Source organism: Kribbella sp. NPDC026611 (assembly GCF_040638345.1).
Classification (GTDB): Bacteria; Actinomycetota; Actinomycetes; order Propionibacteriales; family Kribbellaceae; genus Kribbella.
In genome coordinates this window covers 261,895-284,836 of the sequence record NZ_JBEZYC010000001.1, presented here as the reverse complement: position 1 = coordinate 284,836, position 22,942 = coordinate 261,895, and the positions used below count along the sequence as shown (strand labels likewise).

General features: G+C 69.6%; 24 protein-coding genes, 1 pseudogene and 1 riboswitch. Of the genes and pseudogenes, 9 read left to right on the top strand and 16 right to left on the bottom strand.

The annotated features are described in order from the left end of the window. Positions 1-100: 100 nt before the first annotated feature. The gene (locus AB0E69_RS01455) at positions 101-1,474 is read right to left on the bottom strand and encodes an L-serine ammonia-lyase (protein ID WP_360137712.1); all 1,374 of its coding nucleotides are present in this window, start codon (positions 1,472-1,474) and stop codon (positions 101-103) included. A gap of 80 nt (positions 1,475-1,554) precedes the next feature. Next, positions 1,555-1,660: riboswitch (glycine riboswitch) on the bottom strand. A 153-nt stretch (positions 1,661-1,813) separates the two neighbouring features. On the opposite strand from AB0E69_RS01455, the gene AB0E69_RS01450 reads away from it, so the two are divergent. After that, on the top strand, positions 1,814-3,247 hold the full coding sequence (locus AB0E69_RS01450; RefSeq protein ID WP_360137709.1) for an alpha/beta fold hydrolase: 1,434 nt from the start codon (positions 1,814-1,816) through the stop codon (positions 3,245-3,247). A gap of 58 nt (positions 3,248-3,305) precedes the next feature. Here AB0E69_RS01450 and AB0E69_RS01445 read toward each other — a convergent pair whose 3' ends face one another. The 3 genes from AB0E69_RS01445 to AB0E69_RS01435 form a co-directional block, all read right to left on the bottom strand. Beyond that, positions 3,306-3,533, bottom strand: a complete 228-nt coding sequence (locus tag AB0E69_RS01445; RefSeq protein WP_360137706.1) for a hypothetical protein — start codon at positions 3,531-3,533, stop codon at positions 3,306-3,308. A 190-nt stretch (positions 3,534-3,723) separates the two neighbouring features. Further along, positions 3,724-5,154: an aminopeptidase P family protein gene (locus AB0E69_RS01440; RefSeq protein WP_360137703.1), complete on the bottom strand. Its 1,431-nt coding sequence runs from the start codon at positions 5,152-5,154 to the stop codon at positions 3,724-3,726. Between the two features lie 243 nt (positions 5,155-5,397). Then, positions 5,398-6,135: a GntR family transcriptional regulator gene (locus tag AB0E69_RS01435; RefSeq protein WP_360137700.1), complete on the bottom strand. Its 738-nt coding sequence runs from the start codon at positions 6,133-6,135 to the stop codon at positions 5,398-5,400. 309 nt (positions 6,136-6,444) lie between these two features. Here AB0E69_RS01435 and AB0E69_RS01430 point away from each other — a divergent pair, with 309 nt between their 5' ends. From AB0E69_RS01430 to AB0E69_RS01415, 4 genes are read left to right on the top strand one after another with little or no spacing between them, the layout of a single operon-like run. Then, positions 6,445-7,557, top strand: coding sequence for an NRAMP family divalent metal transporter (locus tag AB0E69_RS01430; RefSeq protein ID WP_360137697.1), 1,113 nt, complete (start codon positions 6,445-6,447; stop codon positions 7,555-7,557). Between the two features lie 15 nt (positions 7,558-7,572). Continuing rightward, on the top strand, positions 7,573-8,325 hold the full coding sequence (locus AB0E69_RS01425) for a 5-oxoprolinase subunit PxpA (RefSeq protein ID WP_360140354.1): 753 nt from the start codon (positions 7,573-7,575) through the stop codon (positions 8,323-8,325). Continuing rightward, a complete protein-coding gene (locus AB0E69_RS01420) occupies positions 8,325-8,930 on the top strand; it encodes an allophanate hydrolase subunit 1 (protein WP_360137694.1) in 606 nt (201 codons plus the stop codon). The genes AB0E69_RS01425 and AB0E69_RS01420 overlap by 1 nt, the downstream gene beginning before the upstream one ends. Next, entirely contained in the window at positions 8,927-9,763 is an 837-nt protein-coding gene (locus AB0E69_RS01415) for a biotin-dependent carboxyltransferase family protein (protein WP_360137691.1), read from the top strand. The genes AB0E69_RS01420 and AB0E69_RS01415 overlap by 4 nt, the downstream gene beginning before the upstream one ends. Here the strand turns inward: AB0E69_RS01415 and AB0E69_RS01410 are convergent. Together AB0E69_RS01410 and AB0E69_RS01405 are read right to left on the bottom strand one after the other, a co-directional pair. Further along, positions 9,756-10,244, bottom strand: a complete 489-nt coding sequence (locus AB0E69_RS01410) for a VOC family protein (protein ID WP_360137688.1) — start codon at positions 10,242-10,244, stop codon at positions 9,756-9,758. The genes AB0E69_RS01415 and AB0E69_RS01410 overlap by 8 nt on opposite strands. Before the next feature lie 68 nt (positions 10,245-10,312). After that, positions 10,313-11,266, bottom strand: a complete 954-nt coding sequence (locus AB0E69_RS01405) for a helix-turn-helix domain-containing protein (RefSeq protein WP_360137685.1) — start codon at positions 11,264-11,266, stop codon at positions 10,313-10,315. Positions 11,267-11,301: 35 nt separating this feature from the next. On the opposite strand from AB0E69_RS01405, the gene AB0E69_RS01400 reads away from it, so the two are divergent. Together AB0E69_RS01400 and AB0E69_RS01395 are read left to right on the top strand one after the other, a co-directional pair. Continuing rightward, the gene (locus tag AB0E69_RS01400) at positions 11,302-11,934 is read left to right on the top strand and encodes an HD domain-containing protein (protein WP_360137682.1); all 633 of its coding nucleotides are present in this window, start codon (positions 11,302-11,304) and stop codon (positions 11,932-11,934) included. Between the two features lie 41 nt (positions 11,935-11,975). Next, positions 11,976-12,320, top strand: coding sequence for a UBP-type zinc finger domain-containing protein (locus AB0E69_RS01395; protein WP_360137679.1), 345 nt, complete (start codon positions 11,976-11,978; stop codon positions 12,318-12,320). A gap of 1 nt (position 12,321) precedes the next feature. Here AB0E69_RS01395 and AB0E69_RS01390 read toward each other — a convergent pair whose 3' ends face one another. The 7 genes and pseudogenes from AB0E69_RS01390 to AB0E69_RS01360 all read right to left on the bottom strand — a co-directional run bounded on the left by AB0E69_RS01390 (position 12,322) and on the right by AB0E69_RS01360 (position 18,907). Then, positions 12,322-13,323, bottom strand: coding sequence for a proline racemase family protein (locus AB0E69_RS01390; protein ID WP_360137676.1), 1,002 nt, complete (start codon positions 13,321-13,323; stop codon positions 12,322-12,324). Then, on the bottom strand, positions 13,320-14,222 hold the full coding sequence (locus AB0E69_RS01385) for a dihydrodipicolinate synthase family protein (protein ID WP_360137673.1): 903 nt from the start codon (positions 14,220-14,222) through the stop codon (positions 13,320-13,322). The genes AB0E69_RS01390 and AB0E69_RS01385 overlap by 4 nt, the downstream gene beginning before the upstream one ends. Then, positions 14,219-15,559 carry an FAD-dependent oxidoreductase gene (locus AB0E69_RS01380; protein WP_360140351.1) on the bottom strand — a complete coding sequence of 447 codons (1,341 nt, stop codon included), beginning with the start codon at positions 15,557-15,559 and terminating at the stop codon, positions 14,219-14,221. The genes AB0E69_RS01385 and AB0E69_RS01380 overlap by 4 nt, the downstream gene beginning before the upstream one ends. Before the next feature lie 186 nt (positions 15,560-15,745). Continuing rightward, positions 15,746-16,030: pseudogene (locus AB0E69_RS01375) on the bottom strand ((2Fe-2S)-binding protein); the annotation flags it as partial. After that, positions 16,027-17,190, bottom strand: coding sequence for an FAD-dependent oxidoreductase (locus AB0E69_RS01370; protein ID WP_360137670.1), 1,164 nt, complete (start codon positions 17,188-17,190; stop codon positions 16,027-16,029). The pseudogene AB0E69_RS01375 and the gene AB0E69_RS01370, both read right to left, overlap by 4 nt. 69 nt (positions 17,191-17,259) lie before the next feature. Continuing rightward, positions 17,260-17,841, bottom strand: coding sequence for an XRE family transcriptional regulator (locus AB0E69_RS01365; protein WP_360137667.1), 582 nt, complete (start codon positions 17,839-17,841; stop codon positions 17,260-17,262). 10 nt (positions 17,842-17,851) lie between these two features. Continuing rightward, positions 17,852-18,907, bottom strand: a complete 1,056-nt coding sequence (locus AB0E69_RS01360) for an SDR family oxidoreductase (RefSeq protein ID WP_360137664.1) — start codon at positions 18,905-18,907, stop codon at positions 17,852-17,854. A gap of 70 nt (positions 18,908-18,977) precedes the next feature. Between AB0E69_RS01360 and AB0E69_RS01355 the strand changes: the two genes are divergently transcribed. Together AB0E69_RS01355 and AB0E69_RS01350 are read left to right on the top strand one after the other, a co-directional pair. After that, positions 18,978-19,868, top strand: a complete 891-nt coding sequence (locus AB0E69_RS01355; protein WP_360137661.1) for a LysR family transcriptional regulator — start codon at positions 18,978-18,980, stop codon at positions 19,866-19,868. Continuing rightward, positions 19,861-20,793 carry a cation diffusion facilitator family transporter gene (locus tag AB0E69_RS01350; protein ID WP_360137658.1) on the top strand — a complete coding sequence of 311 codons (933 nt, stop codon included), beginning with the start codon at positions 19,861-19,863 and terminating at the stop codon, positions 20,791-20,793. The genes AB0E69_RS01355 and AB0E69_RS01350 overlap by 8 nt, the downstream gene beginning before the upstream one ends. On the opposite strand, the gene AB0E69_RS01345 is transcribed toward AB0E69_RS01350, so the two are convergent. Genes AB0E69_RS01345 through AB0E69_RS01335 form a run of 3 tightly spaced genes read right to left on the bottom strand, consistent with a single transcriptional unit; the run spans position 20,778 to position 22,887 of the window. Next, complete coding sequence (locus AB0E69_RS01345; protein WP_360137655.1) at positions 20,778-20,966, bottom strand: DUF3099 domain-containing protein; 189 nt, start codon at positions 20,964-20,966, stop codon at positions 20,778-20,780. The genes AB0E69_RS01350 and AB0E69_RS01345 overlap by 16 nt on opposite strands. After that, positions 20,924-21,871, bottom strand: coding sequence for a dihydrodipicolinate synthase family protein (locus AB0E69_RS01340; protein ID WP_360137652.1), 948 nt, complete (start codon positions 21,869-21,871; stop codon positions 20,924-20,926). Before AB0E69_RS01340 ends, AB0E69_RS01345 begins: the two co-directional genes overlap by 43 nt. Continuing rightward, on the bottom strand, positions 21,868-22,887 hold the full coding sequence (locus tag AB0E69_RS01335; protein ID WP_360137649.1) for an aminotransferase class V-fold PLP-dependent enzyme: 1,020 nt from the start codon (positions 22,885-22,887) through the stop codon (positions 21,868-21,870). The genes AB0E69_RS01340 and AB0E69_RS01335 overlap by 4 nt, the downstream gene beginning before the upstream one ends. Positions 22,888-22,942 lie beyond the last annotated feature (55 nt).

Below are 22,942 nucleotides of genomic sequence, written 5' to 3'. Positions count from 1 at the left end.
GGTGATCGCAGATGATCGAGGTGGTCGGGACTGATCGCGGGTGATCGGGGACGATCGAAGGTGATCGAGGTGGCTGGGACTGATCGAGGTGATCGGGTGATCAGCACTCGATCACGTTGACCGCGAGCCCGCCGCGCGAGGTCTCCTTGTACTTGACCTTCATGTCCGCGCCGGTCTCGCGCATCGTCTTGATCACCTTGTCCAGCGTGACCACGTGGACGCCGTCGCCGTGCATCGCCATCCGGGCCGCGTTGATCGCCTTCACCGACGCCATCGCGTTCCGTTCGATGCACGGGATCTGGACCAGGCCGCCGACCGGGTCGCAGGTCAGGCCGAGGTTGTGCTCCATCGCGATCTCGGCCGCGTTCTCGACCTGCTCCGGCGTACCGCCGAGCACCTCGCACAGCCCGGCCGCGGCCATCGAGCAGGCCGAACCGACCTCGCCCTGGCAGCCGACCTCGGCACCGGAGATCGACGCGTTCTCCTTGTACAGCACGCCGATCGCACCGGCGGTCAGCAGGAACCGGACCACGCCGGCTTCCGTGGAACCGGGCACGAACCGCCGGTAGTAGTGCAGGACGGCGGGAATGATGCCGGCGGCACCGTTCGTCGGCGCGGTGACGATCCGGCCGCCGGACGCGTTCTGCTCGTTGACCGCGAGCGCGAACAGGTTGACCCAGTCCATCACCTTGAGCGGATCGACCGACCAGGGGTCGCTGCTCAACCGGTGGTGCAGCGCGTGTGCCCGGCGCGGCACCTTCAGCCCGCCGGGCAGGATGCCCTCGGTCTCGCAGCCCTCGCGGACACAGTCCTGCATGACCTGCCAGATGTGCAGCAGCCCGCTGCGGATCTCGTCGTGGGTCCGCCAGGCCAGCTCGTTGGCGAGCATCACCTCGCTGATCGTGAGCTGCGACTCGCGGCATCGGTCGAGCAGCTCGGCGCCGGTGGTGAACGGGTACTTCACCGGCGTCGTGTCCGGCACGATCCGGTCCCCGGCGGCCGCGTTCTCGTCGACGACGAATCCGCCGCCGACCGAGTAGTAGGTGCGCTCGCGCAGTACCGCGCCGTCCGCCGAGCGGGCCACGAACGTCATCCCGTTCGGGTGGTACGGCAGGGCTTTGCGCCGGTGCATGATCAGGTCGGTGTTCTCGTCGAACCTGATCTCGTGCGTGCCGGCCAGCGCCAGCCGGCCGCGTTCGCGGATCGTCTCGACCCGGGCATCCACGGCATGCGTGACGACGGTCTCGGGGTCCTCACCCTCGAGCCCGAGGATCACCGCCTTGTTGCTGCCGTGCCCGTGCCCGGTCGCGCCGAGCGAGCCGAACAGCTGCGCCTCGACGGTCGTCGTCGCGCTGAGCAGGCCCGCGTCCCGCAGGCCGAATGCGAAGGTGCGGGCCGCGCGCATCGGTCCCACGGTGTGGGAGCTCGACGGGCCGATCCCGATACTGAACAGGTCGAAGACGCTGATCGCCATCGTGTGGAGGTTCCTTCCGGTCGCCGTTGACCGATTGGTGTCCTCCCCGCTCTGTTGGACCGAGCGTCCTCCAGAGGTGCCTCGCCCGCGCGGTGAAGGTGCCTGAGAGATTCTTGGGGAGAGTTGCTCCTACGGCGCCCGGGCTGCGGAAACTCCTCCGGCCCGGGTCTCTCCCGCACGGGTTCATGCGGCTGTTGATTTGTCCGACGTGTGGACGGTACGGCGCTGTGCCCGCGGCCGTCAATCTCGACCCTAGCAAGTCCCCGAGCGGCGCTCCCGGGTCCGGCGGGGGCTTGTCCCGGATGTCTGGGTGCAAGCGATTGCCCAACGATCGGGGGCATGGAAAACACCAGACGCGTGCTCGCCGGCGCTGTGGCCGTCGGCGTCGTCGCCGTCGGGATCGGCGCGCTCCCGGCGACGGCCAGACCCACGACCAAGACGGTCCAGTGGACCGACTGCAAACCTGAAGGCAAGGACGACCCGGCAGAGGTGAAGGGCTCGCAGTGCGCGACCCTGCAGCTGCCGATCGACTGGCGCCACCCCAACGGGCCTACCTTCGAGCTGGCGGTCGCCCGCCGGACGGCGAAGGTCCCGAGCGAACGCGTCGGCGTCCTCCTCTTCGGCCCGGGTGGCCCCGGCGACTCGGGCGTCGACCGGATCAAGACCGGGATCAGCAGGTTCAGCCCGACGCTGCAGGACCGCTTCGACATCGTCAGCTTCGACCCACGCGGTATCGCCCGCAGCAACCCGGTGCTGTGCTCCGGCGAGCTGCTCGCCAAGCAGCCGTCACCGCTGATGACGAGCCAGGCCGACTTCGACGCGACCGCCGACTACAACCGCGTGCTCGCCAAGGACTGTCGCGCGCACACCGGTCCGCTCTACGACCACATCGACACCTGGCAGACCGTGCGGGATGTCGAGGCGATCCGCAAGGCACTCGGCGAGCGGCAGATCTCGTTCCACGGCACGTCGTACGGGACGATGCTCGGTGCGCAGTACGCCGAGGCGTACCCGCAGCGCGTGCGCGCCATGGTGATCGAGAGCGTGCTCGACCACAGCTTGCCGACGGCGCAAGCGTTCCTCGACGACCAAGCGGCGCCGGTGCAGGACTCGTTCGACGAGTTCGTGAAGTGGTGCGACGCGACCACGAGCTGCGTACTGCACGGCCGAGACATCCGCGCGCTGTGGGACAAGGTGCTGGCGAACTCGGCCGACCCGTTCATGCTGAGCTTCCAGGTGTTCCGCACGTTCTACGGGCCGCAGTGGTCCGCGCTCGCGCAGAAACTGAAGGACCTGGAAGCCGGTCAGTCGGCGACACCCCCGCCCACCCCGACCGGGCTGGTCAACAACACGCTGGCGCCGTTCTGCCAGGACTGGAACCTGCCGGTGCGGAGCTACAGCGAGTACGCCGGTCTGCTGCAGCGCATCGCCCACAACAACCCAGACATGCGGTACCCCGGTCAGTTGCTGGCGATCTCGAACTGTCTGGGCGCACCGAAGGCCAACAACCCGCAGCACGTGCTTCAGGTGCACGGGCTGAAGACTCCGATACTGCTGGCCAACGCCATCCATGACCCGGCCACCGGCTACCGCGGCGCGCAGAGCGTGGCGCGACAGGTCGGCAAGCAAGGCGTGCTGCTCACCTACGAAGGCTGGGGACACGGGAGCTACAACAAGAGCCCGTGCATGCAGGCGACGATCGACAACTACCTGGTCAGCAAGGTCGTGCCGAAGCGCGGCACGAGCTGCCCCGCCGTCCCGCCGGTGGGCTGAGTGGATACCGGGGCCGGCGCTCCCAACCAGCGTCGGCCCCGGAGCCTGGTCAAACCTGTCAGACCGGTACGCCGGTCACTTCGAGGACGCGGTCGAGCTCGTCGCCGCGGACGAGGCGGCCGGCCATCAGCCGGAGCTCCGAGCAGGCGGTCTGCAGCGCCTGCGTCTGCGTCCGGCAGTTGTCGACGTACCAGAACGGGTCGTCCGGTTGTGGGTCGTCGGCATCGTCGATGTCGGCGTACCAGTGCTGGTCTCCGCAATGGACCACACGCACCCGTAGATTCATGATGACTACTCCCCGTGCCCAGGAAACCTGGGTCCCCCCGGGCCCAGTCGAGGCCGGCTCGGCCTGGCGCGTGGTCCGCGGCCCCCCACTGCCACGCGCCGGGCCGAATCGACCCTCCCCCGCCAGTTACATCGGCTGCCAGCGGCGGATGTTACTGCTTGTGATCAGATAATTTTGAGTAGCGCCGCGATCACTGACCGTCGCGGTGCTTGCGGGTCCACTGCTCCAGCCCGTCGGTGGTGATCGGCAGCGCCTCGGTGAGGATCTCCAGCCGGTCGGAGTGCACGACGACGTTGTCCTCGATCCGGATGCCGATACCGCGCAGCTCCGGCGGGACGGTCTCATCGTTCGGGTGGAAGTAGAGGCCCGGCTCGACCGCGAGCGCCATCCCGGCCTCGATCGTGCCGGCGAAGTACGCCTCCGGCCGGGACGCGTCGCAGTCGTGGACGTCGAGGCCGATGTAGTGGCCGGTCCCGCAGACGATGAAGCGGCGGTGCTGCTGCCCGTCCGGGCCGAGCAGCTCGTCGAGCGACGCGTCCAGCAAACCCCAGTCCCGCAGCCCCTCGGCCAGCACCCGCATCGCCTCGTACTGGAACGCGCGGTACGGCGCTCCGACCCTGACGGCCTCGAGCGACGCGAGCTGCGCCTTGTGGACCAGATCGTGCACCTGCCGCTGCGCCGCGGTGTACTCGCCGCTGGCCGGGAAGGTCCTGGTGACGTCCGCGGTGTAGAGCGTGCGCGTTTCGACGCCCGCATCCAGCAGGATCACGTCACCCTCGTTGACCGGACCGTCGTTGCGGACCCAGTGCAGCACCGGCGCATGCTTGCCGGCGGCAACGATCGAGGCGTACCCGACGCCGTTGCCGGCGGTCCGCGCGCGGCGGTCGAAGGTCCCTTGCAGCCAGCGCTCGCCGCCGCCACGGACGGCCTCCGGCAGCTCGCGCGCGACATCCTCGAACGCGAGCACGCTGGCCGCGACCGCGTCGCGGAGCTGGTCGAGCTCCCAGTCGTCCTTGATCCGGCGCAGCTCGGCGAGCGTCTGGCGGAGCGCGTTGCCGTCGCTCGGCGCGGTCCGCACGAGCGCGTCGAGCATCGGCTCGACGCCCGGGACCGACAGCATGAACGGGACCGCGCCGCGGACGGCCGACGGCAGCTCCTCGATCGGGCGGCAGGCGATCTGCAGCGCGTCCGACCAGTCCTTCAGTCCCGGGACCGGCCCGATCCACAGCTCGCCGTCGCGCGCGTTGGCGAAGAAGTCGGCTTCCTCCGGCCCGGCCGTCTCGCGCAGGTACAGGGTCGCGTCGCCGTCACCGGAGAGCACCAGTACGGCGCCCTCGGCCTGGCAGCCGGTCAGCCAGACGAAGTCACTGTCGGCGCGGAAGTCGTAGTCGGTGTCGTTGGACCGGACCGGTGCCCGCCCGGCCGCCAGCGCGATCCTGCGGCCTGGCAGCGCGGCGGCGAGCTTCCGCCGGTGCTCGGCGGCGGCCTCGGCGAGGCCTTGCGGTACCGAGACCGACCGGTCGACCGGTCCCCAACCGCGCGCGATCGACTCCCGGAACCCCTTGGCATCGATGGGGCGGTACGACTTCGGCGTCAGTTCGGTCCGGGCGTCGTCGGTCATGAGCTGAGCTCCCCTTTGCAGCTGTCGGTGGTCCAGGGCGTGTCTGGTGGTCCAGCGCCGTAGCGAGCAGGTGCTCGGTGCGGTGCATCGGCGCGCGGGGGCGAAGGGTTCGATGCGGAGCATCGTGCCCTTTGCACCCGTGCGGCGAGGTGCCGTGCCGAGTGCCGCGCAGTAGGTGCTGGACCACCAGACACGCCCTCACATCAACGCAGGTTCGGACCGGCGGGCGCAAGCCCTTATCCGTTATCGCGCGCGGAAGGCTTCGAGGATGCCCTGCTCGGAGTCGAGCAGGTACTGGTGCAGGTCGACGGCGGCCTGCTCGTACTTGCGGGTCTCCAGCAGCTCGAGCAGGCCACGGTTGCGCACAATGTAGGGCTCGTGCAGCTCCCGCGGTGTCGCGATGACGTGGAAGAGGAGTCGGAGCTCCGCGAGCAGCCGGCCGGTCATCGCGTCCATCCGGGCGCTATCGGCGAGCCCGATCAGGTGCTCGTGGAAGCGCATGTTCGCCGTACCGACAGCCGGCCAGCGGTCGGCGAGCGCAGCGACCTCGGCGGCCTCCACGTCATCGTGCAGCGGCTCGAGCCGGCTTGCCGGGAGCTCCGGGTCGCGCTCGGCCAGACCACGGATCACGTCGACCTCGAGCACCCGGCGCAGGCGGTAGAGGTCGACCACGTCCCGCTCTTCGAGCTCGGGGACGAAGACGCCGCGGTGCAGCTTGTAGACCAACAGGCCTTCATGGGTGAGCAGCCGGAACGCTTCACGCAGCGTGTTGCGGCTGACCTCCAGGACCTCGGTCAGCTCGATCTCGGACAGCTGCGCACCCGGCGGCAGCGCGCCCTCGGTGATGCTCCGCCGGAGGATGTCCGCGGCCCGCTCGGCCGAGCTGCTCCGGTCCAGCCGCGCGACATCCGCGGCCACGGTCCGCAACCACGCCTGCCGTGCCGTGCCCTGCTCTGTGCCCTCAGCCCCACCCGTACTCATCTCCAGATCATCGCTCACCACCGGTGCGCAGGGGAAGTTTGGTGGAACAAGAGTCTTGCAGGATTGTTGAACAATCTCTACTCTCGTGTCATCCCCCGATCACTCACCGCCATGGAGACCGTCCCGACACCTCGCTTCCTGGAGTCCGCCATGTCCCTCCGCACCCCGCGCCCGCGTAAAACACCGGTACGGCGACCGGCCACCCGAACCCTGCAGCGCCGTACCGGCCGATCCGGCCCCAGCGGCCGGACCAATCCCTACGCCCGGCAGCTCACCCCCGCCGCCGGCCGGAAGACCCCGGACAGCGCGATGAAGGCCGGAGCCCGGTCGACGCTGGCCGGCGCGATGTTCCTGGCGGCGACCGCGGCGATCGGCCCCGGGTTCGTCACCCAGACGACGGTCTTCACCGCGTCGCTCGGAGCAGCGTTCGCGTTCGCGATCGTGGCGTCGGTCCTGGTCGACGTCGCGGTCCAGCTGAACGTCTGGCGGGTGATCGGCGTCTCCGGACGCCGGGCCCAGGAGCTGGGCAACCTGCTCGCGCCCCGACTCGGGACCGCGATGGCCGCGCTGCTGTTCGCCGGCGGGCTGGCGTTCACGATCGGCAACATCTCCGGCACCGGGCTCGGTCTGCAGGCGCTGGTCGGTCTCGATCCCCGGATCGGCGCGGCCCTCTCCGCGGTCGTTGCCATCGGCATCTTTCTGGCGAAACGTACCGGGGTCGCGATGGACCGCGTGGTGATCGTGCTCGGTGCGGTGCTGATCTCCTTGGCGGTCGCCGTCGCGATCAGCTCGCATCCACCGGTCGGCGCCGCGTTGCAAGGAGTCGTCCAGCCGTCCCACCCCCTCGTCGTCCTGACCCTGGTCGGCGGCACGATCGGCGGCTACATCACGTACGCCGGTCCACACCGGCTCCTCGACTCCGGTATCTGCGGCCCGACCTACGTCCGCCACCTGAATCGGGCCGCCGTCGGCAGCATCCTGATCACCGCCGCGATGCGCATCGCGATCTTCCTGGCGGTGCTCGGCACTGCCCGTGCGGTTGGGTCCTGGGCGTTCGGCGCGGTCCTCTGGTGTGGAGCGACCGCCTCGGTCATTGGAGCGGCGTACACGACCGTCACGTTCGTCACCTCGCGGACCAAGACGTCGGACAGCACGCGCACCACCCTGATCGTCCTGTTCATCGCAGTAAGCACTGTCATCTACCTGGCGCTCGGTACGGCCCCGGCCCGGCTGCTGATCTTCGCGGGTGCGTTCAACGGCGCGCTGCTGCCGCTGGGCATCGGCGTACTGCTCTGGGTGGCGTGGCAGCGTCCCGCGCTGCTGCGCGGGCACCGGTACCCACGGTGGTTGCTCGGCGTGGGCGGCGCCGCCTGGCTGCTCACGGTGCATCTGGCCGTCCGCTCGATCGTCGACCTGTTCTAACTTGGAGGAATGTTCATGGACCTCAACGCCGACCTCGGCGAGGGCTTCGGATCCTGGCCGATGGGTGACGACAGCGCTCTGCTCGAGGTCGTCACGAGCGCCAACGTGGCCTGTGGGTTCCACGCCGGCGACCCGTCGATCATGCGCCGGGTCACCGCGGAGGCGGTTGAGCGCGGCGTCGCGATCGGCGCCCACGTCGGGTACGCCGACAAGGCCGGGTTCGGCCGGCGGTTCGTGGACATCGAGCCGGCGGCGCTGCGCGACGAGGTCGTGTACCAAATCGGTGCGCTGGACGCGTTCGCGCGGATCGCCGGCGACCGGGTCCGGTACGTCAAGCCGCACGGCGCGCTCTACAACACCATCGGCCATCACGAGGAGCAGGCCGCGGCGGTCGTCGGAGCGGTCGCCGACTACGACAAGACGCTGCCTGTCCTCGGGCTCCCTGGTTCGGCCTGGCTCCGGCTGGCCGCCGACGCCGGTCTGACCGTCGTACACGAGGCCTTTGCGGATCGCGCGTACACGTCGGCCGGCACGTTGGTGTCCCGGCGCGAACCCGGCTCGGTGCTGCATGACGCGGACGAGATCTCGGCCCGCTGTACGGCGATGGCGACCGGGCAGCCGATCCGGGACAACGCGGGCGGGACACTCGTGGTCGACCCAGCCTCGATCTGTGTGCACGGCGACACCCCCGGCGCGGTCGACATCGCGCGCCGGGTACGTGCCGCCATCGAAGGAGCGGGCGTGACGCTACGTCCGTTCGCAAGCTGATGCGCATCCTCCCCGCGGGGGACCGGGCGCTGCTGGTCGAGCTCGCAGACCTGGACGAGGTGCTTGGGTACTACGCCGCGCTCGCGGCCGCACCGCCCGCCGATGTGGTCGATATCGTGCCGGCGGCGCGGACCGTGCTGGTAACCACTCGGGGCTCGCTGGAGGTACTGTCCCGCTCGCTGCTGGCAGTGACACCTGCTGACGGATCCCGCTCGGCCGGCTCGTTGCTCGAGCTCCCGGTGACGTACGACGGCGAGGACCTGCGCGACGTGGCCCGAATGCTCTCTTGCAGCGTGGACGAGGTGATTGCCCGGCACTGTGGCGAAGAGTGGACGGTCGCGTTCTGTGGGTTCTCGCCGGGGTTCGGGTACCTGACCGGTGCAGGCGAGTGGGACATCGCGCGGCGGGAGTCGCCGCGGACGAAGGTGCCGGCGGGGGCGGTTGCGCTGGCCGGGGAGTTCAGCGGGGTGTACCCGCGCGAGTCGCCGGGTGGCTGGCAGTTGATCGGACGGACGACGGTCCGGATCTTCGACCAGGACCGCGACCCGGCCGCGCTGTTCCACCCCGGGCGCCGGGTTCGGTTCGTCGACGCGGGTCGTGGATGAGCAGCCTGACCGTACTCGCCCCGGGGCCGTTGGCAACGATCCAGGATCTCGGCCGCCCCGGCCAGGCAGCCCTCGGCATCACCGCGTCCGGTGCCTGCGACCGGGCCGCCTACGCGCTGGCCAATCGCCTGGTCGGCAATCCCGCCGGCACCGCCGCGATCGAGGTGACCTTCGGCGGCCTGGAGCTCCACGCCGACAGCGACCTGACGATCGCGATCACCGGCGCCCCGTGCACCGGCGTACCTCTCAACGCGCCCGCCCACTTGGAGCCGGGCCAAGTACTGCGCCTCGGCCCACCCCGCACCGGCCTCCGGTCGTACGTCGCAGTCCGCGGCGGCCTCGACGTCCCACCAGTCCTGGGGTCCCGCTCCACCGACCTCCTGTCCGGCCTCGGCCCCGCACCTTTGAGTTCCGGGCAAACACTGCAGGTCGGCAAGGTCGTGGATCCGATGCCCGGCGTCGACCTCGCTCCGGTAGCAGATCCACGAGGCGATGAGGTCACCATCAGAGTCACCCCCGGCCCACGCCGAGACTGGTTCACAGACGCCGGATGGAAGGCCTTGATCACCCAGACCTACAACGTCAGCAGCAACAGCAACCGCGTCGGCGTCCGCCTCGACGGTGAACCGCTGGAACGAGCCCGCACCGGCGAGCTCGCCAGCGAAGGCATGGCCCGCGGCGCCATCCAGATCCCGCCGTCCGGTACGCCGGTCATCTTCCTCGCCGACCATCCGGTCACCGGCGGCTACCCGGTCATCGCCTACGTGACCGAGGCGGACCTGGACGCCTGTGCCCAGCTCCGCCCCGGCCAACCGGTCCGTCTGATCAGCTAGCCCGCGAGCGCATCTCCACCGCGAACGTCTCCTGCGCGTGCCGCATCAGCGCGGCCTCCTGCGGGTCGGCGAACAGCTCGCCCAGCTTCGCCGGGTCCACGTCCTCGACATGCGTCTGCAGCCACCAGATGTTGCCGACCGGGTCCTTCACCCGGCACCCGCGGTCGCCGATGATCCGCGAGTAGAACAGCTCGGTCACCACCGTCGCACCCGCTGCCTTGGCCCGCGCGAACGTCTTGTCGACGTCGTCGACGAACACGCTCAAGAAGGCCGGCGTCTCGGGCCAGTCGTCCGCCGAGTCGAACGCCATCAGCACGGACTCGCCAACGGTGATCTCCGCGTGCCCGATCGTGCCGTCCTGGTTCCGGATCCGCGCCGACGCCTTGACCTCGAAGGTCTCCTCCACAAAGTCGAGGAACCTGTCCGCGCCCTTGGCCGCGACGTACGGAGTAACAGTCGACTTCCCGCTTGGATTGTTCATGGGACTCAGTCTGCTCGGGGTAGCGGACAGGTTCTGTCCTCCATTGCGACGGAGATCGAGCGCACTACTCAGGTGGTTTGGAATCGGCGGCGGTAGTCCGTAGGGGTTGTCCCGAGGTGTTTGGCGAAGGCGCGGCGGAGGGTCTCGTCGCTGCCCAGGCCGCTGAGACTGGCCGCCGACGTGATGCTGTGGCCATCCAGCAACAGCTGCTGAGCCCGGTCCAACCGCACGCGCTCGACCCACCGGCCTGGCGTGGTCTGGAACTCGGTCTGGAACAGCCTGGTCAGGTGCCGCGCACTGACAGCGGCGTACGACGCCATCCGCGGCAGACTGTGGTCAGCGGCCGGATCTGCGACGACCGCCTCGGTCACAGTCCGGAGGAGGTCGGTCCGCGGCGGCGGAGTCGCCATAGCCGTCGAGAACTGCGACTGACCACCAGGCCGCTGCATGAACACGACCAGCTCCCGCGCAACAGCCCTCGCCAGGTCAGCCCCGTGGTCTGCCTCCACCAAAGCCAGCGCGAGGTCGATACCGGCACTGATCCCCGCCGACGTCAGATAGCGCCCATCCGCCACGTGCAGCGCGTCCGGTACGACGTCCACCTTCGGATACTGCCGCTGAAGCGCCGCGGCATGCCGCCAGTGCGTGGTCGCTTGCCGCCCGTCGAGCAGACCGAGCGCGGCCAACACGAACGCGCCGCTGCACACCGAAGCGACCCGGACAGCCGTCTTCGCCAGCCCCTCGGTCACCGCCAGGACCTCTGTGGGCACTCCGTCGACCAGGTGGTCCGCACCAGCGACAACGACGGTGTCAACCCGACCTGTCCTCTTGACGGTCCCCGCGAGCACCAGACCGGATGCAGTCGTGACCTCGCCGCCAGCTGGTGACACCAGCACGGTCTCGTAGCGGCCCGCCTGGTGCAGCACCTCGAGCGGTCCACTGACGTCGAGCAGCGTCACCCCGTCGTACACCACAAACGCGACCCGTGTCCGAATCTGTGGTTTCCGTGGCGATCTGGACATGGCACCAGCGTAGCCCTCCGCCCGAACCTGGACGCATGACCGAAACCATCGCCGGGATCCGGATCCCCGACAGCACCCTCGCCACCGCAGCCACCGAGCTCGTCCGTGACGTCGCCTCACCGCTCCTCTTCCACCACTCCCGCCGCGTCTTCCTGTTCGGCGCACTGCGCGGCCAGGCCCTGCAGTACGACCCGGAACTGCTGTACGTGGGCGCGATGTTCCACGACCTCGGCCTGACCGACCGCTACCGCCGTACCGACCAGCGCTTCGAGATCGACGGGGCCGACGAGGCCAGGCGGTTCCTGGCGGCGCACGGCGTGACCGGTGAGCCGGCCGAACGGGTCTGGACCGCGATCGCGTTGCACACAACGCCGGAGATCCCGCAGCACATGGCGCCCGAGATCGCGCTGGTCACGCGCGGCGTCGAGGTCGATGTCCTGGGCATCGGGTACGACGTCATCACGGACGCGGAGCGCGACGCGATCACCGCGGCGCATCCGCGGCCGGACTTCAAGACGCAGATCCTGGCCGCGTTCACCGACGGTCTTCGCGACCGGCCGGCCACGACGTTCGGCAATGTGAAGGCCGACGTGCTCGAGCATTTCGTCCCCGGCTTCCACCACACCGACTTCGTTGACGTCATCAAGAACTCGCCGTGGGCGGAATGAGTTCGCTTGTTCTCTGCCGGTAGGCCGGTAAGGATGGCGGCATGACGAACATTCCTGGGATCGACGCGACGGTCCCACCGAGCGGCGCCGGGTGCGCGGAGTGCCTCGCTGCCGACGGCTGGTGGTTCCACCTCCGCCGCTGCGCCCAGTGCGGTCACATCGGCTGCTGCGACTCGTCGCCGGCCCAGCACGCGTCGGCCCACGCGTCCGAGTCCGGCCACCAGATCGTCCGGAGCTTCGAGCCCGGCGAGGACTGGTTCTGGCACTACGGCGAGTCGGAGTACTACGAGGGTCCGGAGCTGGCGCCGCCGGTCTCCCGCCCGGTCGACCAGCCCGTCCCCGGTGGGAACGTCCCGGCCGACTGGCAGGACAAGCTGCACCGCTGAGTTAGAGCACGAAGCCGGCCGGGAAGGGGTCGTCGGGGTCGAGCAGGTAGTTCGCCGTCCCGGTGATCCAGGCCCGGCCGGTGACCGTCGGTACGACGGCCGGCCGGTCGCCGACCGTGGTCTCCTCGATCAGCCGGCCGGTGAAGCGGGTGCCGATGAAGGACTCGTTCACGAAGTCGGTGTTCAGCGCGAGCTCGCCGCGAGCGTGCAGCTGGGCCATCCGGGCCGACGTACCGGTGCCGCAGGGTGAGCGGTCGAACCAGCCCGGGTGGATCGCCATCGCGTTGCGCGCGTCCGCGCCGTCGAGGCCCGGCGCGGTGAACTGGACGTGCTTGCAGCCGTTGATCCCCGGGTCGAGCGGGTGCACCGGTCGATCGGTCGCGTTGATCGCGTCCATGATGTCCAGGCCGGCCTTGAGGATCCGGTCCTTCTCGGCCCGGTCGAACGGAAGGCCGAGCTGGTCGAGCGGCAGGATCGCGTAGAAGTTCCCGCCGTACGCCAGGTCGTACGTGACCTGGCCGAGCCCTGGTACGTCGACCGTCGCGTCGAGCGCGTGGCTGTACGACGGGACGTTGGTCAACGTCACGTGCTCCGCGCGACCGTTGCTAACGGCAACGTCGACGACAACCAGACCGGCCGGCGTATCCAGACGAACCTGCGTGACCGGCTCGGTCACCTCGACCATTCCCGACTCGACCAGGACCGTGGCCACGCCGATAGTCCCGTGGCCGCACATCGGCAGCAGGCCGGAGACTTCGATGTAGAGCACGCCCCAGTCGGCGTCGGAGCGGGTCGGCGGCTGCAGGATCGCGCCGCTCATCGCCGGGTGCCCGCGCGGTTCGTTCATCAGGAACAGCCGGAGGTCGTCCAGGTGCTTGACGAAGTACTCGCGCCGCTCGGCCATCGTCGCCCCGGGGACGACGCCGACCCCGCCGGTGACGACGCGGGTCGGCATCCCCTCGGTGTGCGAGTCGATGGCCGAGATCGTCTTAACCGACCTCATCCGAGGGACTCCACGGCTTTCTTCATGTCCTGCTCCAGCTGTGCGACGTGCTCCGGAACCAACGGCCCGCGCGGCGGGCGGCACGGGCCGCCGAACCGGCCGACGTAGTCCATGCCGTACTTGATCGCCTGTACGAACTCGGGCCGCGAGTCCCACCGGAACGCGGCGACGAGCGGCTCGTACAGCGCCCGGGCCTCCTCCAGCTTGCCTTGCACCGCAAGGTCGAACAAGCGCACCGACTCGGCCGGGAACACGTTCGGGAAGCCGGCGAACCAGCCAGTCGCGCCCATCAGCAACGCTTCCAGGGTCAGGTCGTCGGCGCCGGCGATCACCGCGAGATCGGGAGCCTGCTCGCGGATCTCCAGGATCCGGCGGACGTCGCCGGAGAACTCCTTGACCGCGACCACGTTCTCCAGCTGGGCGATCTCGGCGAGCAGGTCCGGGGTCAGGTCGACCTTGGTGTCGAGCGGGTTGTTGTAGACCATCACCGGGAGGCCGACCTTCGCCACCTCGCTGAAGTGGTTCAGGACCTCGCCGCGGTTGGCGCGATACATGGTCGGCGGCAGGCAGAGTACGCCGTCGGCACCGTCCTCGGCGGCCTTCTCGGCCCAGGCGCGGGCCTGATGCGCGCCGACGCCGTGCACGCCGACGACCACGATGCCGTCGTCGCCGACCGCCTCGATCGCGGTCTTCGCGACCGCCCGGCGCTCGTCGTCGGTCAGGCTCGAGTACTCGCCGAGAGAGCCGTTCGGCCCGACACCGCGGCAGCCGTTGTCCACCAGCCACCGGCAGTGCTCGGCGTACTTGTCCAGATCCGGCCGCAACCCCGCCGGCGCCGACGCGTCCTCGGCGTACGGCAACGCGGTCGCAACGATCACGCCTTCCAACTTCTCACTCACATGTCCTCCTGCGCCTCAGCCAGATCCCGCAACCGCACCGGCACGGCGATCGGTCGTCTTGTCCCTGCATCTTCGGTCCCCAGCAACCCACAAACATTCCGCGAACAGACCCGCCCCTGGCACAACCCCAAACCCACCCGGGTCGTCAGCCGCAGCGCCCGCCCGTCCGTCACCCCGCGCGCATCCACCGCACTCTCGAGATCGCCCTTCGTCACTTCCTCACACCGGCAGACCAGCGTGCTTGCATCGCTCCAGCTCATCCATCCGTCCCGCAGCGGGTAAGCAGCTGCCAGAGCCGCAGCAAACCGCCGACCCCGCTCCACGGCCGCGAACTGGCGGTCGGTTGGTACGTGACCAGCGGCCGCCAGGCCCGCGACCTGTCCCTCAGCGGACGAAAGCTCAGCGCCGCCGATCCCGGTAAGTTCACCGGCGGCGAAGACGCCTGGAGTGGTGGTCTGCTGGTTGCGGTCCACAACAACAGCAGAACCGCTGAGGTCGCAGCCTGTCGCGGTGGCCAGCTCGAGGTTGGGGGTGAAGCCGAAGCCTACGCAGATGGCGTCGACCTCGAGCTCGCGTTCGGTGCCGGGGATCGGGTGCCAGTCCGCGTCCAGCCGTGCGATCGTTGCCGACTCGACGTGGTTGTTGCCGTGGGCAGCGATGACGGTCCAGCCGTGCTTCAGCGGAATGCGATGACGCGCGAGGAGAGCGGCGTACCCGGCGGTCTCGCGAAGCTTGCTGCGAGCAACAAAAGGATCGGTGGACCAACCACGCCTGACGGTCGCCAGTGAGTTGGCTTCCAGCAGGCCGACTACCTCAGCGTCGACCCCGATCAGTGATTCCGCTACGGGAAGCAAGAACGGTCCAGTGCCTGCTACGAGCACACGCTTGCCGACGGCAACTCGCTGACCCTTGGCAAGAGCTTGGGCAGCTCCAGCCGTGTAGACACCTGGCAGATCCCAACCAGGGAAGGGAAGCACGCGATCGTAGGCACCCGTCGCGAGCACGACCGCCTTCGCGTCGATGGGAAACACCGCCCGACCAGCCGCGTCTGCCGGCCCGCGCTGCACCCAGAGCCGCAAGCCCTCAATCGCCCACACTGAAGTCTCAGGCGAATGCGTGATCCGCGGATGCGCAGCCAGCCGCTCCCGCTGCTGCACGAACGACTTCCACCCATGCTGCAACCGCTCGGGCCGCCGAGCCCCGAACTCGACCGGCAACTGTCGGTTGAACTGCCCACCCACCGTCCGGCCGCTGTCTACCAACACCACCTCAACCCCGGCATCCGCAGCAGCCAGAGCCGCCGCGATGCCGGCGGGCCCCGCTCCAACCACCACCACATCTGACACCATCGGCCGAGGACGATCCCCTCCACCCGAGGTCCGCGCCCCGCCCGCCCAGGACTCAAATGACGGTGCGTCCCGGGGCGTCGAGCCTGCGGGTGTCTGGGGTGTCTGGGGTGTCTGGGGTGTCTGGGGTGTCTGCGGCGTCGGGGGTGTCGGGAGGACAGCGCCCGCCTGAGTGTCGATCGCGTCGCCGGCCTCGACCGTCCGCTGGCAGGCGCGTACGTCGGGCAATCCGTTGACCGTGATCAGGCAGTCGTGGCAAGCACCGATTCCGCAGAAGGTGCCGCGTGGGCGGTTCTTCACGCGGGTGGTTCGCCAAGTATCGCGGCCGTTAGCGAGGAGTACGGCGGCAACAGTTTGTCCGGCGTGAGCAGTTATCGGATGACCGTCAACGGTGACGCGAACGGCAGGCGGCGTACCGACCTCAGCTGGATCGCCCCGCCGCGGGCGCAGGAACGCGCTCATGCGGCGATCACCGCCGGCCGGTCCACCCGGAAGGGCGTGGCATCCACATGCGGCGCCAAACCAAGGAACAACTCAGTGATCAACCGCCCGGTGGCAGGCGCCAATCCGATCCCCGCACCTTCATGCCCGGTCGCATGCCACAGCCCGGCCATCCGCGGATCCGGCCCGATCACCGGCAGATGATCCGGCGCATACGGCCGGAACCCGCCGTACGCCCGCATCACCGGCACATCCCCCAGAAACGGAAACAACCCCCACGCCTTCGCGGCCAGCTCGCGCAGCACCCGCACCCGGATGGTCTCGTCGAACCCGATCCGCTCCCGGCTCGACCCGATCAGCACTGTGCCGCCCCGCGTCGACTCCACCACCGTCGACGTCTGCAGTTCGGCGTCCCCGCTCCCGACGGCACCGACATAGTCAGCGTCATAGACCTTGTGCCGCACGGTCTCCGACGGCAGCGGCGCCGTCACCAGAATCATCCCGCGCCGCGGCAGAATCTCGATCGCCGCACCCGCCGAAGCAGCAAACGCCCCGGCCCAGGGCCCACAGGCATTGAGTACGGCGCCACACGCGATGTCGCCGTCCGACGTCTCCACCCCGACCACTCGCCCACGCGACTGCCGCACCCCCAGCGCAGTCACTCCCGACAGCACCTCGCCGCCGCGCGCCCGTGCCGCGGCCAGCAAAGCCGTTGCCGCCAGCACCGGTTGAACCTGCGCGTCATCCGGATAATGCACCCCGACCGTCACCCTCGGCGTGATCAACGGTTCCAACTCGAAGACCTCAGCCGGAGCAATCACCCGGGCGTTCACTCCAGCTGCCCGCTGCTTCCCCGCGAACTCTTGCAGCGGCTCCGGATCGCCGGTCGCGACCACCACACCGCCCTTGGCCTCCCACTCGATGTCCGCGACCGCCGCAGACAACCGACCGCGGACGACGTCCCACTCCGCGCGCGACGCCATCGCCAGGTCGAGCTCCGGTCCCGGCTCCTTGTCCGAGACGAGCACGTTGCCTTCCCCCGCTGCTGTCGTACCCGCGGCCGGTCCGGCGCGGTCGATCACCAGGACCCGGACGCCCGCGGCGGACAGCGCCTCGGCACACGCGGCACCGACAACACCGGCACCCACGACCACCACATCGGGTGTCGCCGACCGGGCCATAGCGCTCCTCAGGGAAGACCGTTCACTAAAATGAACGGTACGCGCGCCACACCCCAGCGGTCAATGACCTCAGTGCGGACCGGGCGGGGCCGGGTACAGATCCGGCGGGTACTCCAGCAGCAGCACCGACCGCACCGGCCCGTCCACTGCCTCGTAGCCGTGTGGCGCCGCGGCCCGAAACGCCAGGTAGTCTCCCGGTCCGAGCTCCTCGACCCGGTTCCGCGTCGTCACCCGCAACCGCCCGGACAGCACGATGTGGTGCTCGGTCCCCGGATGCCCCTCGGAGTGCTGGGCGGCGTCCGGCCGGAACTCCTGGTTGTAGATCTCGAACAGCCCGCCCGGGTGCTCCAGCCGCCGCAGCAGCCGCAGGTCGATTGCGTCACCGGGCAGTACCTCGACGTCCGCCGACCGCACCAGCACCACGTCGGACCCCGTCGACTCGGTCAGCAGCGCGGACACCGGTACGCCGAGAGCGTTCGACAGACTGAACACCGTCTCGATCGTCGGGTTGCCCGTCCCGGACTCGAGCTGCGACAGCGTGCCCTTCGCGATCCCGGACCGCCGGGCCAACTCGGACAGCGAGATCCCCTGCTCGTCCCGCGCCGCCCTGAGATTCGCCCCGAGCAACTTCCCTGCACCGATCGCCGTCACAGCCGGGAGCTTACTCAGGGATGATTCGCCGCTGCTGCAAGTCGGCGAAGATGCCGGTGAACATGGCCGAGGTCTCGACGTACTCGTGGAAGCCGGCTCGGCGGATCTTCGACGAGTCGGCGAAGAAGTCGTAGTCCCACCCGAAGACGAAGTCCGCGAACGGCCACGACGACACCTCGGCGAACGACGTGCCGGCCAGCCCGTGCTTGACCTGCAGCTCCTTCCAGACCGGTTCCTTGTCCGCCATCACGTCCGCCAGCGACATCTGCAACGGCGGCGCGACCTCCATCCCGAACCACGCCCCCAGCCGCGGCCACAGCTCGCTCCACCGGAACAGGTCACCGTTCGCGATGTTGAACGCCTGGTTCGCCGCCGCCGGCGCGGTCGCCGCCCAGACCGTTGCCTTCGCCAACAACCCGGCATCGGTCAGCTCGAGCAACGCGTCGTATGCACCGGGCTTGCCCGGAAACCGCAGCGGTACGCCGAGCTCGCGCGAGATCGACGCATACACAGCGATCCCGACCGCCAGGTTCATCGGGTTGCCCAGGGCAACACCACCGACGACGGACGGTCGCAACGCTGACCAGCTCCACGCCTTGCCCCGCTGCCGTTCCTCGAGATACCGCTGCTGATCGACGTTGAACTCCGGCGGCAGGTGCGGCGGGTCGTCCTCCCGCGCCGGCGTCTTGAACGGCCCGAGATGCGCGCCGTACACCTTGTAACCCTGCATCAGGCTGACATGCCGCAACCCGCGCGCGACCGGCTCGATCGCCTCGACCACGTTGACCAGCATCGCGAGATTCGGCGCGACCAGCTCGGCCCACGTCGGCCGATCCTGGTAGGCGACGTAGAACACGTGCGTCACCTCGGTCAGCCCCGACAGCTTCGCGCGGGTGTCGTCCGGATCAAGCAGATCGACCGCGACCTGCCGCACCCGCCCGGGTACGTCGGCTCCGCCGCGCCGCGACAGCCCGATCACCTTCCAATCCGGCAGTCCGGCCAGATGTTCCACCAGATTGGTGCCGATCACCCCACGAGCACCGACCACCAACGCGACCTTGTCCATGCTCACAGCCTTGCTGACCTGCACAGATAAGACCAAGGCATAGTTTTCACCGAACCCATAAACTGAGTTCATGACAACGCTCCGGCAGCTCGAGTACCTCGTGACCGTGGTCGACCAAGGCTCGTTCACGAAGGCCGCCGAGCTCCTGCACGTCACCCAACCGGCGCTCTCCCACCAGATCCGCACGCTCGAACGCTCCGCCGGCGGCCCGCTCCTCGAGCGCCTTCCCCGCACGATCCGCCTCACCCCGACCGGTCGCGCGATGCTGCCGCACGCCCGCGCCACCCTCGCCGATGCCGAGCGAGCCCGCTGCGCGGCCCGCCAAGCAGCCGGGCTCGAGGTCGGCGAACTGCAGATCGCCACCCTCTACTCGATCACCCTCGGCGTACTCCCCCAGGCACTCAGAAGTTGGCGACAGACACACCCTCAGGTCGGCATCCGCCTGCACGAGCACCGCCACACCGACGAGCTGATCGAGGCCATGTACGCCGGTGAAGCGGACCTCGCCGTCGGTCCGACGCCGCCCGGCTGGACCGGGCCGATCCACACCCTCGGTACCGAGGAGCTCGTGGTCGTGGTCGCGAACGACGACCCATTGGCCCTGCGAGCAGCAGTCCGGCTGACGGACCTGGCCGACCGTCCCTGGGTTCACTACGCGCCCGGTCACGGACTGGCCGACGTACTCGATCGCGCCTGCGCACAAGCCGGTTTCGAGCCGAGGATCGCCGTACGCACGGAGCAGACCGCGGCCGCTCCCGCATTGGCAGCGGCCGGGCTCGGTCCGGCGCTCGTCCCGGACAACATCCTGCCGAAGGACTTCGACGGCCACGTCCTCCACCTCGAACCGCCGGTGCGACGCACGCTCACGGCGTACACGCGCGGCCAGCCCGACCCGCTCGCCGCCGCCTTCATCCGGCTGTTTGACGAACGCGGCCCGCGGGCACGCGGAAGTGATGGCTGACGAGGAATCCGATGCGACAGTCCTGCTCGCCGGCGGGGCGAATCTGGCGATCGCGCTCGCCAAGATCGTCGCCGGCCTGCTCTCCGGCTCGACCGCGCTGCTCGCCGAGGCCGCGCACTCGGTCGCCGACACGATGAACCAGGCGTTCCTGCTGACCGCGCTGCACCGCAGCCGGAAGCCGGCCGATGCCCGGCACCCGTTCGGCTACGGGATGGAACGCTACTTCTGGTCGATGCTCGCCGCGGTCGGCATCCTCGTCCTCGGCGCCGGCTTCTCGATCACCGAGGGCCTCCGCTCGATCCTCGCCCCCCAGCCGATCACGGCCCTGCCGGTGACGTACGGCGTACTCGTCATCTCGTTCCTGTTCGAAGGCACCTCCTGGCTGCGCGCGATCGTCCAGCTCCGGCGCGAGGCCCGGGAGCACGGCGTACCGCTCCGGCAGCACCTGCGCACCGCCGAACCAGCGGTCAAGACCGTCGCGTTCGAGGACACCGCCGCGCTGATCGGCCTGCTGATCGCGGCGATCGGCGTCACGCTCGCGGTCGTCACCGGCGAGCACGTCTTCGACGGCGCCGCGTCGATCGCCATCGGCGTCCTGCTGATCGTGGTCGCGTTCACGCTCGGCCGCGACAACAAGGCGATGCTGATCGGGCGGGCCCTGCCCGACGACACCCAGCGCGAGATCCGGGCGATCATCGCCGGCACGCCCGGGATCGACGAGGTCCTCGACCTGCTCTCCCTCCAGCTCGCGCCGGACCAGGTCCTCGTCGTCGCGAGCGTCGATCTCGACGACTCGGAGACCACGGGCGCCGCGGTCGAGCAACTGGCCGAGAAGATCGACGCCGAGGTACGGCGGGACCACCCGACGATCCGGCACCTCTACCTGGACCCGACGCCGGGCGACCCGGATCAGCGCCGGTCGTGACCCCAGTTCGCCACGATCACCGCGATCGGCGGTAGCACCGCGGCGACCGCGCTCATCCCGATCGCGACCGGGATCGAGAACAGCCGGACGACGAACCAGGCCAGCCCGATCAGCGTCAGGCAACTGCCCATCAGCCAGTAGTAGAGCTTCCGGTTGTCGTACCGGCGGGCCATCCCGTGCTCCCTGCCCTCGGCGACCATGTGGTGTCGGCCAGCAACGCACCGACCAGTTCGTGTTCCCCCTGGGTCAATCCTCCCACCGGCGCCCGAACCGTCGCGGTCTCGATCAAGCCGGCCGCGACCAACGCAGTCTTCAGGACTCCGACACTCGCCGCACCGCCCCGGCGCGCCCGCAGATCCTCGAAGCGCGCGGCGGCCGCCCAGGTACGGCGTACCGCAGCCTGATCGCCGGCCCGGAGCGCATCCAGCAGCTGCTGCGGGATCGTGTCGTCCAGCTGCGCCAGCCCCGAGGTGAACCCCGTCGCACCGGCCTGCCAGGCGAACGGCGCCCACTTCTCCGCCAGCCCGCATAGCCAGACGAACCGCTCCCCGAGCGCCGTCGTCAGCGCGGCCAGTACGGCGGGATCGGCCACGGCATGCTTCACACCCACCACGTTGGCCGGCAGCTCGGCCAGCACGGAAGCACCGATCGCGGGATCGCGAAGGTACAGGACCACCGGCATCGGACCGACCGCATCGGCCAGCTCCTGGTGGTACGCCAGCCAGCCGCTCGCCGAAGCAAACGGGTTGGCGGGCTGGTGGACCATCACCGCCGCGGCGCCCTTCTCGGCCGCGTCCACGGCATCCTCGATCGCGGACCGGACCGGTCCGCCGACCGCGGTGATCACCGGCGTCGATCCAGCCGCGGCGACGGCGACGGCGAGCATCGCGCGCCGCTCACGCGCGGTCAGCGCGAGGAACTCGCCCACGCTGCCGCCCAGCGTGATCGTCCCCGCCCGGGAGGCGGCCGTTGCCGCAACCAACCGGTGCAGGGAATCGAGATCAAGGGTGCCCTCGGCATCCATCGGGGTGACGAGCACGGCACACACCGAGCCGAGCCGGCTGACGAAATCGCTCATCCGAGTACCTCCAAGGCTTTGTCCACGTCGATGTCGTCGTTGCAGGGGCCGAAGGAAAGCCGCGCGCCGCCGCCCGCGGCGTGGGTCACGGCGAAACCGGCCGCGGTCAACCGGGCGAGTGCCTCGACGCCCTCGACCACGACGATCGGCGTCGGACCGACCGGCAGCCCGCGACCGGCGCGGAAGCGGTTGGCAAGGGCGAGGACGTGGTCCCCGATCCGCTGGACGCCGAGCCGGCCGATCGTGCCGAGGGCAGCTTCAGCGGCCACCCACGAGTTCCAGACCGGGCTGACGTCCAGCCGCTTCGCGGTCGAGCCCAGCTCGAGCGGACCGCCGTACCCGCGGCCGGCCGGCCACCAACCGGCCGCAATCGGCTGTAGCGCGTCCAGTAGATCGGGACGAACCGTGAGGAAGGCGACCCCACGCGGCGAGCCGAGCCACTTGAAGGCCGGGCAGACCACCAGGTCGAACAGCCCGTAGTCCAGCTCGAGCCACCCGCACGCCTGGGCCGCGTCGACAACGGTCCACGCAGATCGGGACGCCGCGGCGGCTTGGATCTCGCGATAGTTCGCCGGCGTCCCGTCGGCCGAGCTCACCAGGCTGAACAGGACCAGATCGCCGCGCTCGGCGATCGCGTCGGCGAGCCGGTGCCGCGGTACCAGCTCCACCCGCACTCCCCGCGACTCCGCGGCCAGGAACGGCAGCAGCAGCGAGGCGAACTCCTGTTCGTCTGCGATCACGAGTGTGCCGCTCGGGAGCGAGGCCGCGACCAGCCCGACCAACTGGGACACCGAGGTGCCGGTAGCCACCGCCTCGGCCGGCACGTGCACGAGGTCGGCGAAGAGCGCGCGGGTCCGATCGGTCGCCGCCAGCCAGTCCGGGTACGGCGTACTTCCCTCGGACCACTGGCGGATCCACGCATCGGCCGCCTCGATCGCGCCGCGCGGCGGCAGGCCGTAGGCAGCGGTGTTCAGGTAGTACCGGCCGCGGCCGCGCCAGGGTTCCAAGGACGCCATGGGAATGATCCTCGTCGTCCGTACGGCGTTGACGTGAGCGGCAGGAATGTCCTGA

Coding starts and splice junctions, on each gene's coding strand:
- AB0E69_RS01395 (WP_360137679.1), top strand. CDS start 11,976: ATGACGAACATTCCTGGGATCGACGCGACGGTCCCACCGAGCGGCGCC.
- AB0E69_RS01440 (WP_360137703.1), bottom strand. CDS start 5,154: ATGACCGACGACGCCCGGACCGAACTGACGCCGAAGTCGTACCGCCCC.
- AB0E69_RS01415 (WP_360137691.1), top strand. CDS start 8,927: ATGAGCAGCCTGACCGTACTCGCCCCGGGGCCGTTGGCAACGATCCAG.
- AB0E69_RS01450 (WP_360137709.1), top strand. CDS start 1,814: ATGGAAAACACCAGACGCGTGCTCGCCGGCGCTGTGGCCGTCGGCGTC.
- AB0E69_RS01455 (WP_360137712.1), bottom strand. CDS start 1,474: ATGGCGATCAGCGTCTTCGACCTGTTCAGTATCGGGATCGGCCCGTCG.
- AB0E69_RS01435 (WP_360137700.1), bottom strand. CDS start 6,135: ATGAGTACGGGTGGGGCTGAGGGCACAGAGCAGGGCACGGCACGGCAG.
- AB0E69_RS01390 (WP_360137676.1), bottom strand. CDS start 13,323: ATGAGGTCGGTTAAGACGATCTCGGCCATCGACTCGCACACCGAGGGG.
- AB0E69_RS01445 (WP_360137706.1), bottom strand. CDS start 3,533: ATGAATCTACGGGTGCGTGTGGTCCATTGCGGAGACCAGCACTGGTAC.
- AB0E69_RS01340 (WP_360137652.1), bottom strand. CDS start 21,871: ATGAGCGATTTCGTCAGCCGGCTCGGCTCGGTGTGTGCCGTGCTCGTC.
- AB0E69_RS01335 (WP_360137649.1), bottom strand. CDS start 22,887: ATGGCGTCCTTGGAACCCTGGCGCGGCCGCGGCCGGTACTACCTGAAC.
- AB0E69_RS01430 (WP_360137697.1), top strand. CDS start 6,445: ATGAAGGCCGGAGCCCGGTCGACGCTGGCCGGCGCGATGTTCCTGGCG.
- AB0E69_RS01360 (WP_360137664.1), bottom strand. CDS start 18,907: ATGGACAAGGTCGCGTTGGTGGTCGGTGCTCGTGGGGTGATCGGCACC.
- AB0E69_RS01370 (WP_360137670.1), bottom strand. CDS start 17,190: ATGGCCCGGTCGGCGACACCCGATGTGGTGGTCGTGGGTGCCGGTGTT.
- AB0E69_RS01425 (WP_360140354.1), top strand. CDS start 7,573: ATGGACCTCAACGCCGACCTCGGCGAGGGCTTCGGATCCTGGCCGATG.
- AB0E69_RS01350 (WP_360137658.1), top strand. CDS start 19,861: ATGGCTGACGAGGAATCCGATGCGACAGTCCTGCTCGCCGGCGGGGCG.
- AB0E69_RS01345 (WP_360137655.1), bottom strand. CDS start 20,966: ATGGCCCGCCGGTACGACAACCGGAAGCTCTACTACTGGCTGATGGGC.
- AB0E69_RS01355 (WP_360137661.1), top strand. CDS start 18,978: ATGACAACGCTCCGGCAGCTCGAGTACCTCGTGACCGTGGTCGACCAA.
- AB0E69_RS01405 (WP_360137685.1), bottom strand. CDS start 11,266: ATGTCCAGATCGCCACGGAAACCACAGATTCGGACACGGGTCGCGTTT.
- AB0E69_RS01400 (WP_360137682.1), top strand. CDS start 11,302: ATGACCGAAACCATCGCCGGGATCCGGATCCCCGACAGCACCCTCGCC.
- AB0E69_RS01420 (WP_360137694.1), top strand. CDS start 8,325: ATGCGCATCCTCCCCGCGGGGGACCGGGCGCTGCTGGTCGAGCTCGCA.
- AB0E69_RS01410 (WP_360137688.1), bottom strand. CDS start 10,244: ATGAACAATCCAAGCGGGAAGTCGACTGTTACTCCGTACGTCGCGGCC.